General features: G+C 66.8%; 7 protein-coding genes. 4 read left to right on the forward strand and 3 right to left on the reverse strand.

Annotation, left to right across the window (positions count from 1 at the left end; translation table 11 throughout):
• Positions 1-34: 34 nt before the first annotated feature.
• Positions 35-2,449 carry a penicillin-binding protein 1C gene (gene pbpC, locus CFB50_RS30555; RefSeq protein WP_089448254.1) on the reverse strand — a complete coding sequence of 805 codons (2,415 nt, stop codon included), beginning with the start codon at positions 2,447-2,449 and terminating at the stop codon, positions 35-37.
• 54 nt (positions 2,450-2,503) lie between these two features.
• The gene (locus CFB50_RS30560; RefSeq protein ID WP_089448255.1) at positions 2,504-8,506 is read right to left on the reverse strand and encodes an MG2 domain-containing protein; all 6,003 of its coding nucleotides are present in this window, start codon (positions 8,504-8,506) and stop codon (positions 2,504-2,506) included.
• A 301-nt stretch (positions 8,507-8,807) separates the two neighbouring features.
• Here CFB50_RS30560 and CFB50_RS30565 point away from each other — a divergent pair, with 301 nt between their 5' ends.
• On the forward strand, positions 8,808-10,061 hold the full coding sequence (locus CFB50_RS30565) for a lipoprotein-releasing ABC transporter permease subunit (RefSeq protein ID WP_256979346.1): 1,254 nt from the start codon (positions 8,808-8,810) through the stop codon (positions 10,059-10,061).
• 32 nt (positions 10,062-10,093) lie between these two features.
• On the opposite strand, the gene CFB50_RS30570 is transcribed toward CFB50_RS30565, so the two are convergent.
• On the reverse strand, positions 10,094-10,906 hold the full coding sequence (locus CFB50_RS30570; RefSeq protein ID WP_089448257.1) for a hypothetical protein: 813 nt from the start codon (positions 10,904-10,906) through the stop codon (positions 10,094-10,096).
• A 594-nt stretch (positions 10,907-11,500) separates the two neighbouring features.
• On the opposite strand from CFB50_RS30570, the gene CFB50_RS30575 reads away from it, so the two are divergent.
• The 3 genes from CFB50_RS30575 (at position 11,501) to CFB50_RS30585 (ending at position 15,834) form a co-directional block, all read left to right on the forward strand.
• Entirely contained in the window at positions 11,501-13,456 is a 1,956-nt protein-coding gene (locus CFB50_RS30575; RefSeq protein ID WP_089448258.1) for a Xaa-Pro dipeptidyl-peptidase, read from the forward strand.
• A gap of 266 nt (positions 13,457-13,722) precedes the next feature.
• A complete protein-coding gene (locus CFB50_RS30580) occupies positions 13,723-14,685 on the forward strand; it encodes an SAM-dependent methyltransferase (RefSeq protein ID WP_089448259.1) in 963 nt (320 codons plus the stop codon).
• Between the two features lie 45 nt (positions 14,686-14,730).
• A complete protein-coding gene (locus tag CFB50_RS30585) occupies positions 14,731-15,834 on the forward strand; it encodes a terpene synthase family protein (protein ID WP_144020717.1) in 1,104 nt (367 codons plus the stop codon).
• Positions 15,835-15,839: the final 5 nt, after the last annotated feature.

The raw sequence follows: 15,839 nt of genomic DNA on the forward strand, positions 1-15,839 counted from the left end.
CCGCGAACGCGCGATACGGATACAGAGACAGCGCCTACTGCTCCAACCCCACCCCCAGCGGCCGCTGATCGCTCCGCCCGTGATCGTCGACCACCCGCACCGTATAACTGCCCGCCGTCCGCGGCTGCCAGAACAGCGCATCGCCCGGCGCACTGCGCCCCACGAACGCATCGTTGACGAACCAGTACAGCGCATGCGCACTCGCATCGGCCGTCGCATTGAATGCGATGCGCGTCTCCTCCGTACGCTTCACGCGCATCGCATACGTACTGCCGCGCAGCGGCGATGTGATGCGCGGCGGATCGCCCTCGACCTGCCCCGCGTCGCGGCAGTCCGCGTTCTGCGGCGGCCGCCGACGCGGTATGCCGGCCTGCGTGAACACCTGCTGCAGATCCGACGGCCAGAATTCGAAAATCTCCGTATGCGTGCGCTTGCCGTCGTATGGCGGACACGCGGCCTTCCCCGTCGCATCGTCGATCACGACCGGCCGGTGCACGGTGCTCACGCGGATCGGCGACGTACCCGGAATGAACCACGTCCAGCCCTGCTGCGGGCACCACTCGTTCGGCAAATCGCCGCTCGCGAGGCAGATCCGCACGCGCTTCAGCTTCGGCGGCACTGCACGCGGCGGCTCGACGAGCGTGCGCTCGGCATTCAGCGCGTCGACGACCTGGAAGAACAACGGCGCGGCCGCGTCGACGCCGACGAACGCCGTATTGGTCGAGTTGTCGAAGTTGCCGACCCACACGACCAGCACATACGGGCCGAACACACCGGCCGTCCACGCATCGCGGAACGACCATGACGTGCCGGTCTTCCAGTAGACCGGCACGCTCGACGGCTGCGCGCCGCTCGTCTCGTCGGGGCGCAGATGCTGGCGCAGCATGTCCATCGTCATATAGCTCGCCTCCGCGCTGAGCAGGCGCCGGCCGGGCAGCGCCGGTTCGTCCGTGCGCAGCCGCAGCGGCCGGAACTCGCCGCGATTCGCGAGCATCGCGTAGAGCGCCGCGAGATCCTGCATCGTCACTTCGCCGCCGCCGAGCACGAGCGCGAGCCCATAGTGCTGCGCGCTCGCGAGCCGGCGCACGCCGGCTTCCTGCAGGAACCGGTACAGATCGGGCGACTTGAGCTGCGACGCGACCCACACGGCCGGTACGTTGCGGCTGCGGTTCAGTGCATCGGTCGCGGTGATCGGCCCGAGGAAATGGCCGTCGAAATTCTCCGGCGCATACGGGCCGAACGCGGTCGGCACGTCGCGCAGCACGGTCTGCGGATGCAGCACGCCCTGGTCGAAGCCGAGCGCATAGATGAACGGCTTGAGCGTCGAGCCCGGCGAGCGCCGCGCGAGCGTGCCGTTCACCTGCCCATCGATTGAGCGGTCGAAGAAGTTCGCGGAACCGACGAGCGCCTTCATGCCCATGTCGCGCGTATCGACGAGGATCGCCGCCGCGTTGCGCACGCCGCGCGTATCGTTGCGCGCGACATAGCGTGCGATCTGCCGTTCGAGCGTGTGCTGCAGGTCGAGATCGAGCGTCGTCACGAGCCGCGCGTCGGCGTCGCTGTCGTTCGCCGCCGCGCTCGCGGTCGTACGCCACGCGCTGCGCGCGGCGAGTGCCTGGTCGACCGCATGCGGCGCATCGAACGGCAGCGCGGATAGCGGCCGCATCGCAAGCGGCAACGCGAACAGCGGCTTGAACGACGCATCGCCCGGATGCTTCGTCAGCCAGCGCGCATACAGCCGGTTGCGCGACGCGGCCAGCGCGCGGTTGATTTCATCCTGCCCGCCACGCACGCGCCGCGCCGGGTCCTGCGGAATCACCGCGAGCGCGAGCGCCTCGGGCAGCGTCAGCGCGTCGGGCATCCGGTCGAAATAGACGACGCTCGCGGTGCCCGCGCCTTCGACGTTGCGGCCGTACGGCGCATCGTTCAGATACGCTTCGAGGATCTGCCGTTTCGAATAGAACAGTTCGAGCTGCACCGCACGCGCAACCTGCTCGAGCTTGCCGGCCGGCGTGCGCGTGTTCAGCCGCCACAGCGAGCGCGCGAGCTGCATCGTCAACGTCGAGCCGCCCTGCGGATTGCCGCCGCGCACGTACGTGATCCACGCGCCGCGTGCGAGCCCGTACGGGTTGAAGCCGGGATGCCACCAGAACCAGCGGTCCTCGTGCAGCATCACGGCTTCGACGAGCTGCGGCGACATCCGGTCCAGCGGCACCCACAGCCGGTAGCGGTCGTCCTTCGCGAGCGTGAGCCGCAGCAAGCGGCCTTGTGCGTCGACCACCGCGACCGACGACGGCTTCCAGTCGCGCAGCGGCGGATGCGGCCACAGCCGGCACGCGGCCAGCGCGCCGACCACGAGCAGCACGCCGGCGATCCAGTTCTGCCAGCGATGCAACCAGCGGCCGGCGCCGTGCAGCACGCGCCGGCGCACCGAAACGTCGTCAGCCACGCGCGGGCACTCCTCGCACCCGGCGCGGCCGGTCACGACGTTGCAGCCTCATCGTCATCGCACGCGCTCCACCGTCAACGTCGACCCGCCGGGCGCCTGGGCCTGCAAGCGGCGGTCGTACATCGACTCGCCGTATGCCGGCGGCGCGATGAAGCGGCCCGCGTTGCTCGCCTTGATCCGGTAGACGAACTCGCGCACGTCGGTCGTCGCGGTGCCGTAGATCACCACGCGATCCTCGCGCACGTCCGCGAACTGCGGCTGCCACGTGGAACCCTTCACGCCGATCGGCGAACGCCACGGCGCATCGGCCACCGGTGCCGACGCGCCACCGTCGCCGTTGCTGTCGCCCTCCTGCGTGTCGGTGACGGGCGGCGGCGCGATGACCGGATCGAAGCCGCCCGGCAGCAAGTCGACGATCGCGATGTTGCCGACGCTCGCCGAGCCCGTCGCACGGATCTTCAGGTGCACGTCGATCTCCTGGCCGACCGTGATCTTGTCGAGCGGCTTGCCGTCCGTGCCGGTGTAGTCGCGCACGATTTCCAGCCCGTTCTTGATCGCCTTCGTCGACGTGCCGCGGTCGTAGCCCGACTGGCTCGTGATCCACCACGCGGGCAGCGAGCTGCCGTTCACGAAGTCGACACGCGACGCACCGGCCGACCACGTGCCCGAGCGCACGAGGTTCGCCTGGATCGACGACACGTCCTTCGGCGCGGCGCCTGCGCGCACCTCGTCGATCGCGAGCTGGTCGAGCTGGCCCGCGCTCGACGCCGCATACGCATCGAGCGCGAGGATCGTCATCGCCGACGACAGCGTGTTGTAGAGATTGTCGACGAGCGGCGCGGCGAGGTTGTCCATCGCGCGCGGCGACAGCTTGCGCACGCGCTCGGGGAAGTGCTTAGCGATCAGGTACAGCACGCTCGCGTCGCGCGTCAGCGGATCGAGGTAGTAGCCGGTCACGTAGCCGCCGTCGGACGCACGCTTGCGCTCGAGCAGCGCCTGCGGGCCCGCGATCAGCGCCGCGGCCTCCTTGTCCTGCTTCAGCAGCTGGTACGACGCGGCGAGCCATGCGGCTGCGAGATCGTTCTTCCAGTCGTTCGGATACGCATCCTGCAGCCGCTTCTGCACGGCCGCGAGGCTGTTGGTCGTCACGTTGCCCTGGCGCGTCAGCAGATACACCGCGTACGCGCGTTGCCGCAGCAGGTCGAGCGAGCCGAGCGAATCGTTCGCCGCGAGCTTCTGCAGATACTGATTACCCGCGTCGAGCATGTCCTTCGGCACCGCGATGCCGCGCTCGCGTGCGTCGAGCAGCACGTGCATCGCATACGCGGATACGAACGGATCGGCGTCGGGTGTCGCGCTCCACAGGCCAAAGCCGCCCTGCGCGTTCTGCCGGCTGCGCAGCACGCCGAGGAACTGCGTGATCGCCGCCGCGTTCGTCGCGTCGGACCCGGCGTCGGTTGCGTGCATCGCGCTCGTCAGCGCCCGCACCGACAACCACTTCGCCGCGAACACGCGCGGCACGGCCGCACTCACCATCTGCTCGCTGCAGGTGTGCTCGAAGTTGACGAGATACGACGACAGCCCTTCGGACAGCACGAGCGGCGCGGTCGAGATGCTCGCGTCGCGCGACGCATACGCGTCGTACATCGACCGCAGGTTCGGCACGCTCGCCTTCTTGCCCGGATCGAGGCGTGCGATGTCGAGCTGCGTGCGGAACGCGGCAGCCGGCCGCACTGACACGTCGACGCGCTGCTGCGCCCCCTTCGCGCCGTAGCGCGCCCCGAACGACAGCGAACCCGAGCCGAGCGTGTCGGTCGCCTTCACGCGGAACATCGCGACACCCTCGTGCTGCGGCGCGAGCGCGACGTTCTGCGTGGCCGGCCCGATCACCTGCAACTGCGGCCCTGTCTTCAGCGTGACCGCGACCGGCACCGGCTGGTTGCCGACACCCGTCAGGTTGTTCGCGACACCGACGCTGACGTCGGCCTCGTCACCCGGCGCGAGCGTCGTCGGCACATTCGGCGACAGCACGAAATCGCCGCGCACCGTCGTCGCGCCTTCGAACGTACCGACCAGGTCCGGCGACACCGACACGGCCATCACGCGCAGCTTGCCGTTGAAGTAGTCGGGCACGGTATAGCTCAGGCGCGTGTCGCCGTTCACGTCGACGATCCCCGACCAGTAGACGACCGGCTTGTCGCGCTTGCGCTTGAACGGGTTCAGCTGGCGGCCGATTGCATCGTCGGCATCACCGCCCGGCGCGGCCATCGCCATCAGCTTCTCGAAGTCCGGCAGGATCAGGTCGAGGATCTGCGACGTGCCGACTTCGAGCATCCGCTTGCGGAAGAAGAACTTCAGCGGATCGCCGAGCTTGTAGCGCGCGACCTGCAGGATGCCCTCGTCGACCGCGAACACCACGACTTTCGCGGGTTTCGCCGAATGCACGGTGAAATTCACCGTGTCGCCAGGCTTCACGAGCGCCGGCGCATCGACCGACACCGCGTTGCGGCGCGCATCGAGGTTCACCGAGAACGGCACGACGCCGTAGCTCAGCGGGCTCATGAAAATTTCATCGGACGACGGATCGCGGATGTACTGCACGTTGATGTAGCCGTTGCCTTCGAAGCCGGCCGGCACCGTGATGTGCTGGATCGAGCTGGTCGTGTCCGCATGGAACCACGCGTGCGCATACACCTTGTCGCGCTCGATCGTGATCAGGCCGCTGCCCGCGTAGGGCGCGCGGATCGCGATCTCGACCTGCTCGCCCGGCTTGTAGTCGTGCTTCGCGAGCGTCACCTGCAGCTCCGCGTTGCGGTCGAGCGAGCGCGTGACGTTCGCGTCGCCCGTGACCGAATACTCGATCCGGTTCACCGCGGCGCCGGCCGCGTTGCGGATCACGAGCGCGTAGCTGCCCGGCTTGTCGGTGCGCAGCGTGAAGTCGAGACCGGCCGCCGGAATCGCCAGCGGCTTGTCGTCGACCGGCACTTCCTTCAGCCGCGAATCGTATTTGTACGCACCGGAATCCTGCTTGGTCAGCACCGACACGTAACGTTCCTCGACGAGCTGCGCACGCAGGTCCTTCACGTCGATCGCCTTCGCGTTCGGATCGATCGCGACGAGCCGCACCGTGCGCGGGCTGCCGCGCTTCACGTAGCCGAGATCGTCGACCGACTTGTAGCCGACGAGCCAATCATTGTTCGACACGAGCGCCTGCGCGTTCGCGGCGACGTTGCGCCCGCCCTCCGCTTCATAGGCCCTCGCCTGGAAGTAGAGTTGGTAGGTCGCGTCCGCGTACTTGTCGAGATCGAGGTCGAACTCGGCATGGCCCTTGTCGTCGGTCGTGCCGTCCTGCAGCGTCGTCGTATAGCCTTCCTTCGCGCGGCGGGCATCGAAGAAGTGATAGCCCTGCCAGCTGCGGAACGACGGCCACACCGGGCGCAGCGTCAGCGTCGCCGCGACGCGGCGCTTCTCCGCCGGCGTGCCGAACAGGTTCTGCGCATCGACGATACCCTTCAGCCCCTTCGGCTTCACCCAGCCTTCGACGACCTGCTGCGACAGCTTCGCGTCGACCTTCATCCGGTCGGGCAGGAACTCCTTCACCTGCACCGTCGTGCTGCCGATCGGCTCCGCACCGGGCTGGCCGTCCTTGACGATGTACAGGTTGACGGTCCACGTGCCGGTCGGCGCCGTTTCGGCCGTCGTATAGCCGAGCTCGGTGAAGCCGGTCGCATCGACCGTCACCGGCTTGCGCTCGACGGTGATCCCGCGCGGGTCGACGATCTCCGCCTGCAGTGGCACGCCGGCCGGGCTGCGCGCCCAGCTCGCCGCCCGCACGATCAGGCCGATGTGGAACGGATCGCCGGGGCGATACAACCCGCGATCCGAGAACAGGTACGCGGACAATTGCCCCTGGCCCGTCGCATTGCGCTCACCGTCGACGTCGAAACGCGAGAAGTCGAGCTGGCGATCGCTGCCGGCCACCGGCAGGAACGACAGGTCGGTGTCCTTCTTCACGACGTACAGCTGCGGCCGCTTCTCGCGGTCGAGCCCCTTGAACGCGGGGAAATGCACAATGCCGTCGGCGCTCGTGGTCTGCGTGAACAGCGCCTGGCCGTTCACCGCGAGCACCGATACGGTTGCGCCCGCAACCGGCTTGCCCGTTCGGATCGACTGGATGAATACGTCCTGGCTACCGTCCAGCGCCTTCTTGACGAGCATCCCGAGATCGGTCACGACGATCAGGCGCGTGTCGCCGAGCGCGTTGTCGCTGTCGTCGCCGTTGCCGCTGCTGTCGCCCGAATCGGCGTTGTCCGATTGATCCTGGCTGCCGTCGCCGGACGATGCATCGCTGTCCTTCGCATCGTCGGCTTTCTTCTTCTCGGCCGCCGGGTCGTACTTCGTCAGGTGCAGCAGGAACACGCCGCGCTTGCCGCCCTTCAGGTACTGGCCGAGATCGATGCCTTCGTAATGCGCCTTGCCGGGGTCGCCGGCCGGAAACGCACGCGTCTGCACGAAGCGCTCGACGATGTGATCCTCGCTGAACGAATACGACAGCTCGGGCCGCGCGTACGTGCCGTTGTTGAAGCTCACGAGATGCTGGAGCTGGTCGGGCAGCACGCGGCCGATCTCGACCTTCATCCCCGGCAGGTTGCGCGACACGACCGACAGCCGCTTGCTGCCGCTCATCGACAGCAGCGAACCGTCGGCCATGAAGCGCAGCAGCTTCGGATAATCGGGCACTGTGAACGCGGTCGTCACCGGCTCGGCGAGCAGGTAGCCGCCGGCCGATTTCAGATTTTCGGCGAACCGCACGAAGATGCGATCGCCCGGCGTCGCGTGATATTTGAAACTTTGCAGCGTCGCGTAGTCGTTCTCGGTCGGTACCACGTCGAGCGCCAGCGGCTTCGACTGTTTCAGCACCGCATCGCTGATGTCGGCCACGTTCCATGCGTACGGCGGATCGTCGTCCGACTGATCGACGCCCGGCTTGCGCTTCGGCAATACCCACGCCTTGGCGCGTGCGGCCAGGTCGGCGCTGCGCACGCCGTCGGATGCCTCCGCGACGAGCACCTGCTCGGGCTCGTAGCGCTCGTTGTCGACGAGCGTCGGCGCGATGTTGTCGATCGACAGGCTGTAGAGCCCCGGCACGTCGACCGACGCATGCAGCACGTCCGGCGTGCCGTTGCCGCCGCGCGAACTCTTCACGCCCTTGTCGACGTCGAGCCGTGCCGCCATCGAGTTGAGCGGGATCTCTAGCGACTGCGAGCGGACCCATGCGCTCGTCTTCATCTTGTCGTAGCTGACGGTGTAGCGCAGCGGCGTCGTATTCTTGCCGTCGCGGCCGACCAGCACGAGGCCGATGCGTTTCTCGAACTCGGCGGGATCGACCGGGTAGTTGAAGCGCAACTGCAGCAGCGCCTGCTTCTCCGCCGGATTGTCGGGGTTCTGGTAGAACTCATTGTTGCCGACTGTCGCGGCGAACGCCGGCAGGTCGAAAGCAAAACGGTCGTCGTGCATCAGCACCTGCGGTGCGAACACCCGGTGCACCGCGAAACGCACCTCGACGTGCGCGCCGACCGGCCAGTCGGCGGCCGGCGTGAAGCGCAGCGTCTTGTCGTCGGCCCACTCCCATGCCCCCTTCAGCGCAGGCGTCATCTCGATGCCGTCGCCGGCCGGCTTGCCGACCTGTTCGATCGGCGCCGCCGATTGCGCAAACACGACTTCGAGCGGATGGACGGTGATCTTCGGCTTGTCGGTGTCGTCCACCTCGTAGGTGGTGATCGCCGGCGCCTTCACGGTGAAGCTGACCGTCGCGGGCTCGGGCGGCTTCGGGCGATGCTTGAACCAGTAGCCGCCGTAGCCGAGCGCGGCCGCGAGCAGCACGAGGCCGCCGGCATGCCACGGGCGGCGGCGCACGGCCGCGGCGGTCACGCCCATCCACGCGGGCGCCGTCCACGACACGTCGCCGACCAGCGGCCGCAGCGCGCAGCCGAGCAGCCACCAGACGAAGCCCGCCACGCGAATCGGCAGGAGCAGCAGGAAACGCAGCAAATCCATTGTTATTTCCTTATCAAGGACATGCTGCCTGGTACGGCAACCTTCCCCGAATTGTTATGGGTCTGTGACGGCGCGGCCCGGTTGCGCCGTAATTACTTGGTATGTTCGACCGGATGCTGGGCGCCATTATCGATCAGACCCGAAACGATGGAAATATCGGTGTGCCGGCGCGCAACGCCGCCGGATGACCGGCGGGCCGGGCGAATATCGGTCGTCCGTGGCGCAACCTCTGCACACGGCGGCGCCGCGTTCGCTAGAATGCGCGGCTCGGCAGGATCGAATCGAAATGAAAGGAAACCGCTTGAAACTCCCGTTCGAATGGCAGATCGGGCTGCGCTATGCGCGCGGCGGCCGGCGCTCGGCCGGCGACGGCTTCGTGTCGTTCATTGCCGGCGCCGCGATGGCCGGCATCGCGCTCGGCGTCGCCGCGCTGATCGTCGTGCTGTCGGTGATGAACGGATTCCGGACCGAAGTGCGCGACCGGATGCTGTCGGTGCTCGCGCACGTGGAAATCTTCTCGCCGACCGGCGCGATGCCCGACTGGCGGCTCACCGCGCACGAATCGCTGCAGAATCCGGCGGTGCGCGCCGTCGCGCCCTATGTCGACGCACAGGCGCTGCTGACGAACGCGGGCAGCGTGACGGGCGTCGCGCTGCGCGGCATCGATCCGGTGCTGGAGCCGCGCGTGTCCGAGATTGCGCGCAAGCTGAAGACCGGGCGGCTCGACGCGCTCGTGCCGGGCGAGATGGGCATCGTGCTCGGCTCGGCGCTGGCCGACGCACTGCACGTGAAGATCGGCGACCGCATCACATTCTTCGCGCCCGGCAACACCGCACGCATCGGCGATGCACTGCCGCGGTTCCGGCAGTTCAACGTGGTCGGCACGTTCGAGTCGGGCCACTACCAGTACGACAGCGCGCTCGCCTACATCCACATCCGCGACGCGCAGACGCTGTTCAACGCGCGTGCGCCGACCGGCATCCGGCTGCGCCTCGACGATCTGCAGCGCGCGCCGGACATCGCACTGGCACTGTCGCGCACGCTGTCGGGCGACCTCTATATCCGCGACTGGACACGGCAGAACCGCACGTGGTTCGAGGCCGAGCGGCTGCAAAAGCGCATGCTGTCGCTGATCCTGATGCTGATCGTCGCGGTCGCCGCGTTCAACCTCGTGTCGTCGCTCGTGATGACCGTCACGCAGAAGCAAGGCGACATCGCGATCCTGCGCACGCTCGGCGCGCCGCCCGGGTCGATCATGAAGATCTTCGCGATCCAGGGGATGACGATCGGCCTCGCCGGCACGCTCGCGGGTGTCGCACTCGGCTGCGCGATCGCGGTGAGCATCCCGTGGGTGCTGCCGGCGATCGAACAGTTGCTCGGCATCCGCTTCCTGACGCCGTCCGTGTATTTCCTCAGCTCGCTGCCGTCGAAGCTCGCGGCGACCGACGTGATCGAGATCGCCGCGGCCGCGTTCCTGATGTCGTGCGTCGCGACGCTCTACCCGAGCTGGCGCGCCGCGCGGGTACGGCCGGCGGAAGCGCTGCGCGACGAATAGGCGCGCGGCGTCCGGCTCCGTGACGCGCGTGGCTACGCGATCTCGTGGAAACCGATGCTGTTGCGGCCGTTCAGGATGTCCTCGAACGCGGCCCCGAAGCCGACGTCGATGAGGCCCGCGCGCCGGCCGTAGGTCTTCTGCCCCGACTCGTCGACGAAGATCGCCGCACCCGACGAAAACTGACGGTCGGTATCCAGCAGCGCCAGCGTGCCGCGCACGGTGCCGGCCGACGGGTCGAACGTCAGCCGCGTGCCGTCCTGCGTGGTGAAGTGCCCGCCCACCTCCTCGAACTTCCGGTTGCGCGCGACGGACGCGTTGATCTCGCTCATGAAGAGGAAGTCCGCGTCGGCGCGCCGGCTGGCCACCTTGCGATCGTCGTCCGTGAACGTCTCGCCGACGGCGGCCGCGCCCTGCTCCGCGAAGTCGACGGCCTGCTGGTGAAACGCGCGCGTCGCGAGCACAAGGCCCGCGTTCGCATTCAGTGTCGACTCCACCCACGCGCGATCGCTTTCCGTCATCGTCTTCGACACGACCTTGATCTGGCCGTTATCGGTCATGAAGTCGAACTGCGCGTCGGCCAGGTCCGGCCGCTTCGCGATGATCTCGTGCAGGCTCGTCGCGAGCTGGCTGGTGACGTCGCGCAGCTTCGTCGACAGGTTGCCCAGTATCGACATCTGCTTCATGCGCGCCGCCTGCATCGCGTCCTGGTCCAGCGCCCGGATGGTAATCGGCGTGTCCTGCGGCTGCCCGGCCGCCGCGTCCGTCTGCTGGCGCCCGTCGAGCGCAGCCTGCTGCGCCATCTGCACGAGCGAAAAGCCGCTCGCTGCCGCGACTGAAATCGTCATGCCCTCTCTCTCTCCTTTCAATCTGTTTTTTACCGTTTGCGGACAGATTTCCCGGAAATTTAGACCGATCGCAGGTCCATCGCCCCGCACGCCTGAAAACTTTGTTTGACTCGAACTAAAAAAGTTTGACACCGAGATTTCACTGAGATAAGTTTTGCGCAAGCTTCCGGAAAGCATTCCGGCCAGCCCTGCCGACTCGCGTCGCGCTTTCCTGCCGTTGCAGCACCGCCGTTCGCACCATCCCCGCCTCATCGCATCGTGCCGTTCCGTTTCATCTGAAACCTGAAGGAAGATCGGGCATGCCCGCATTTGATTCGCACTCCTGTATTCATTTCGCGCCGCCGGCCTCGCTTCGACCGGGCGGCCCGAATCAGCCGCCGCGCTGACGCTTTCCGGTCGGGGCGACGCAATCGCCCCGACGCTCGCCGGGTCGCGCGATGCGTGACGCGCGTCGACACCGGCCGTGACACCCGGGCCTCGCGCCCGGCGCTTTCGAAGGTGCAGTTCCGTTTCATCCGATGCAGCACCCGGCCGGCCCGCAGGGGGCATATCGCGGGCCGTCCGGTTCCAGACAATCACAAGAAGAGGTCGACAATGGACATTCATCGAACCGGATTGCGTCGCGCGTGGCTTCCCGCGCTCGTTGCAGCCGCGACGCTCACCGCGTGCGGCGGTGACGACGGCGGCAGCGTGGCGGGCGTCTCCGCGCTCGCGCAGGGCAAACAGGAGGAGGCCGCCGCCTCGGCGGCCGACAAGCAGTCGCTCGCCTCACGCATTTCACCGTCCGGCGTCCCGTACGCCAATCCGGCCAGCGGCGGCCGCTACCGGCCCGTGATCGCGAACGGCCAGGTGCAGCCGTCGCTGTCGGGCGGCACGATCGAGGAAAACGCGTGGGTCGACACGCCGGTCGATTCCGACGGCGACGGCACGCGCGACCGCATCCACGTGCGCATCGTGCGCCCGACCGAAACCGCGAACGGCGCGCGCACGCCCGTCATCGTGCTCGCGAGCCCGTACTACGCGGGCCTCGCCGACAGCCCCGACCACAACGTCGACGTCGAACTCGACGGCACGCCGCATCCGGCCGCCACGGCGGCCACGGCAGCGACCGGCGCCTCCGCGCGCATCATGGCCGCCGCGCCGCAGGTGCGGATGCTGCAGCAGGTCGAGGCGGCTGCCGCCGGGCGCTCGTGGATCGAGGGCTACTTCATCCCGCGCGGCTTCACGATCGTCTACGCGGATTCGCTCGGCACCGCCGGCTCGGACGGCTGCCCGACGATCCTCACGCGCGACGAATCGGTCGCGATGGCATCGGTGATCCGCTGGCTCGGCCGCGACGCGACCGCGAAGGACGCGAACGGCAAGACAGTCGTCGCGAACTGGTCGACGGGCCACGTCGGCATGTACGGCGTGTCGTACGACGGCACGCTGCCGAAGATGGTCGCGAGCCTGCGCACGCGCGGGCTCGACGCGATCGTGCCGGTCGCCGGGCTGACGAACATGTACGGCTACTACCGCTCGGGCGGGCTCGTGCGTGCGCCGGAAGGCTATCAGGGCGAGGACGTCGACGTGTACATCAAGGCGTTGCTGACGAACGCGCATCCGGAGCGCTGCACGCACCTGATCGACGAAGCGCTGCAGCAGGAAGACCGCAAGACCGGCGACTATTCGCCGTTCTGGGCCGCGCGCGACATTCCCACCGCATACGCGGTCGCGCCGGCGCTCGTCGCCCAGGGGCTCACCGACGACAACGTGCGCGTCGACCAGTCGACGCTGTGGCATCTCGCGATGCGGCGCCAGGGCGTGCCGACGCAGCTGTGGCTGCATCGCCTGAAGCACACCGACCCGACCCGCGTGCCGGCGATGGCCGAGGCGTGGACCGCGGAAGTGAACCGCTGGTTTACGCGCTACCTGATCGGTTTCGACAATGGCGTCGAACGCGATCCGCGCGCGGTGATCGAGCAGGCGGACGGCACGCTGCTGAAGGAAGCGGACTGGGCCGCGCGCCACGCCACGCCGGTCACGTACTTCGCGGGCGGCGACGGCGCGGGCACCGGCACGCTGCTGCGGCTGCCGACCGGCGGCCCGCTCGCGCGCTTCACCGACGATGCGCGCATCACCGCGCTCACGCTGGCGAACGCACCGACGGGCGAGAACCGCAGCCGCTTCGAAACCGCACCGCTCACGGCCGCGACACGCCTGTCCGGTTCAGCGACCGCACGCGTCAGGCTGACCTTCACGGCCGTAGCCAACGTGACGGCCCTGCTGGTCGATCGCGCGCCGGACGGTACGGCCACGATCGTCACGCGGGCGTGGACCGACCCGCGCAACCGCGTGTCGGAGTGGGTCTCGCAGCCGGTTCTGCCCGGCATGCCGTACGACCTCAAGCTGACGTTCATGCCGCGCGACTACAAGCTGGAAGCCGGCCACCGGCTGGGGCTCGTCGTGCTGTCCAGCGACAACGAGGCGACGCTGCGGCCGACGCCGGGCACCGGGCTGACGCTTGACCCGGCCGGTACGTCGGTGACGGTGCCGCTGACGGCTTCCTGAACGTCGGCATGCCCGTCCTGAAGCCGTCCCGAGACGCCAGCGCACCGGCGTCCCGGGATAGCTTCATTCATTCGGTTCCCTTTCCCGATTCTTATGGAAACGGAAGCAACGGCTCTTTAAAACAATAATTCCACGCTTCATCAATCAATTGCATTATTGAATCGAAATCAGAAATAATCTGATATCGCTTGACATCGATTCCTCGCCGGCTAGATTTAAAAATCAATAATCCGGACATTTGTAGCCGGTCGCTGCGGGGAATGACAATGAACAACCTGGTTACCGGCACAACCGTCGCATCCGCGTCGCCCTTGAACGATCGGCGTAACCCGCCATTCGCGGCAATTCGCGGCCGAGAGCGAAACGATTACGAATCGCGGGTCATGGAGGCCTACCAGGACGACCCGGTGAACTGGAGCAAGGCCATCGGCGATCGCCTCTGGTTCCAGTTCGGCGTCTTTGACCATCCCCAATCGCCGAGGCCGGTCGATCTCGACGAATCCGGCCTCAGGTATTTCGAACGGCAATTGAAGATCGCCGGTCTGGAGACGCCCGGGCGCCAGCCGATCAACCGGGTACTCGATATCGGATGCGGATGGGGAACCGTGCTGCGCGATCTGTCCGAGCGGTTTCCCGACTGCCATCGCCTGGACGGCATCAACATCAGCAGCCGCCAGCTCGAATACTGCGCCGAGGTAAACGCCGCGCGGCGATTGTCCGACAGGATCAACCTGTTCCAGTGCAATGCGCTGGACATCGACCTGCTGCCGGATTTCGACCAGCCCTACGACCTCGTGATCATGCGTGGCGTGATCTCCCATTTCCCCTACGATCTCTTCGAAATCGTGATGGCGAAATTGCGACAGCGGCTGGGAGAAAACGGGACGGTCATCGTTTCGGATAACTTATATAACGTCGACTTCTCCGAATACCGCTCCGATACGCCCGACCTGGTCGACAGGCTCGCGTGCAAATATCGCAAGACACCTGCGTACCTGCGCCAGGTGTTCGAACAAAGCGGCTTCCGCGTCCAGGATATGCAGATCCTGCCGGACCGGACAGATGCGACGCGATGGCTGTTGAACGTTCAGGACAACATCGAGCGCAATTTCCCGACGGGCGCGGTCGGCGCGCTGGAGGAACTCCGCGTGATGTGCGAAAGCCTGGCCGTCGCCATCGTGAAGCATCAGGTTTCCATCTATAGCTTCGTGCTCAAGCACGGTCGATGAAGGCCGCCCGTTCCCGCCGCCGGACATCAAGCCCGAGAACCCGCCATGACAGATATTCCCAACTTCGTTCGCAACCTGCCTGGCCTGCCGAAGCCCGGGGAGACAATCTTCCATCCGGACTTCCATCTGCAATTGAAACCCATGTGGCATCCGCTCCATGACGAGGCGGAACGCCGGATCGCGCTCACGGACAGCCCGTACATCCTGGCCTACTATGGCAGCCAGAAGGCCGTCGAACACTATCTGGCGCAAAGCATGCCGTCATTCGGTGGCCTGTGCTATCCGCACACCCTGAATGACAGGATCTACGATCTGGAACGGATGATGAGCATCACCACGCTGATCGACGACACCATCACCAACCCCGCCATGCTGGAGCAGGCGCACAAGCGCTCGACATTGCGCCAGCACTACTTCGACGCAATCGCCGGCATCCGCCCGCCGGACACCGCGCCCATCGCGCAATTGCTGTACGAGGGGCTGCTGCCCGTCAAGGCGCATCTGGCGTCGAAACCGCGTGTCTGGAAACGCATGGAGGACGCCCTGCATACGCTGATCATCAGGCAGACGGATCCGCTGGCCCTGAAGATGGACGAACTCACGTTCGACGCCTACCTGGAGATGCGGCGCATCGACAACTACGGGGAATGGGCAGCCATCATGACGGAGTACGCCATCGACGTCGACATGACCGAGCACCTGGTGGCCGACCGCTCGTTGGCGGAAATGAGAACGGCCGCTATCGATTCGATTACGCTGGTCAACGACCCGTACTCATTCCGAAAGGAAATTCACATCGCCGATTCGGTCAACTCCGTCTGGCTGCTGATGTACCGCGACGGCCTGAAACTCCAGGATGCGCTGAACAAGCTGGCAACGCTGGTTGCAGAGAACGAGCGCAATCTGATGGCAGCGCGCGATCGCGTCCTTGCCGGCCCGCTCGGGAATCGGGCGGATGTGCGCGCCTACGTGACCGAGCTCGAGCATCTGGCGTCCGGCAATGCGGAATTTCACGCGATCAGCACGCGCTACCATGGCCGGGATTTCAAGGGGAAACGGTTCATTTCCGGTGAGGTGACCATTCGGCCGCTCCCCTCCACGGATGAAGTCGCGGCGGCAGATCTGGCCGGTGTCCGCCCCATGAATTAAGGCAA

Origin of the sequence: Burkholderia sp. AU33423 (assembly GCF_002223135.1) — a bacterium.
GTDB lineage: Bacteria > Pseudomonadota > Gammaproteobacteria > Burkholderiales > Burkholderiaceae > Burkholderia > Burkholderia lata_D.

Excerpts from the sequence above, each read along its gene's own strand:
- CFB50_RS30560 (WP_089448255.1), bottom strand. The coding sequence starts at position 8,506 with ATGGATTTGCTGCGTTTCCTGCTGCTCCTGCCGATTCGCGTGGCGGGC.
- CFB50_RS30570 (WP_089448257.1), bottom strand. The coding sequence starts at position 10,906 with ATGACGATTTCAGTCGCGGCAGCGAGCGGCTTTTCGCTCGTGCAGATG.
- CFB50_RS30575 (WP_089448258.1), top strand. The coding sequence starts at position 11,501 with ATGGACATTCATCGAACCGGATTGCGTCGCGCGTGGCTTCCCGCGCTC.
- CFB50_RS30580 (WP_089448259.1), top strand. The coding sequence starts at position 13,723 with ATGAACAACCTGGTTACCGGCACAACCGTCGCATCCGCGTCGCCCTTG.
- CFB50_RS30585 (WP_144020717.1), top strand. The coding sequence starts at position 14,731 with ATGACAGATATTCCCAACTTCGTTCGCAACCTGCCTGGCCTGCCGAAG.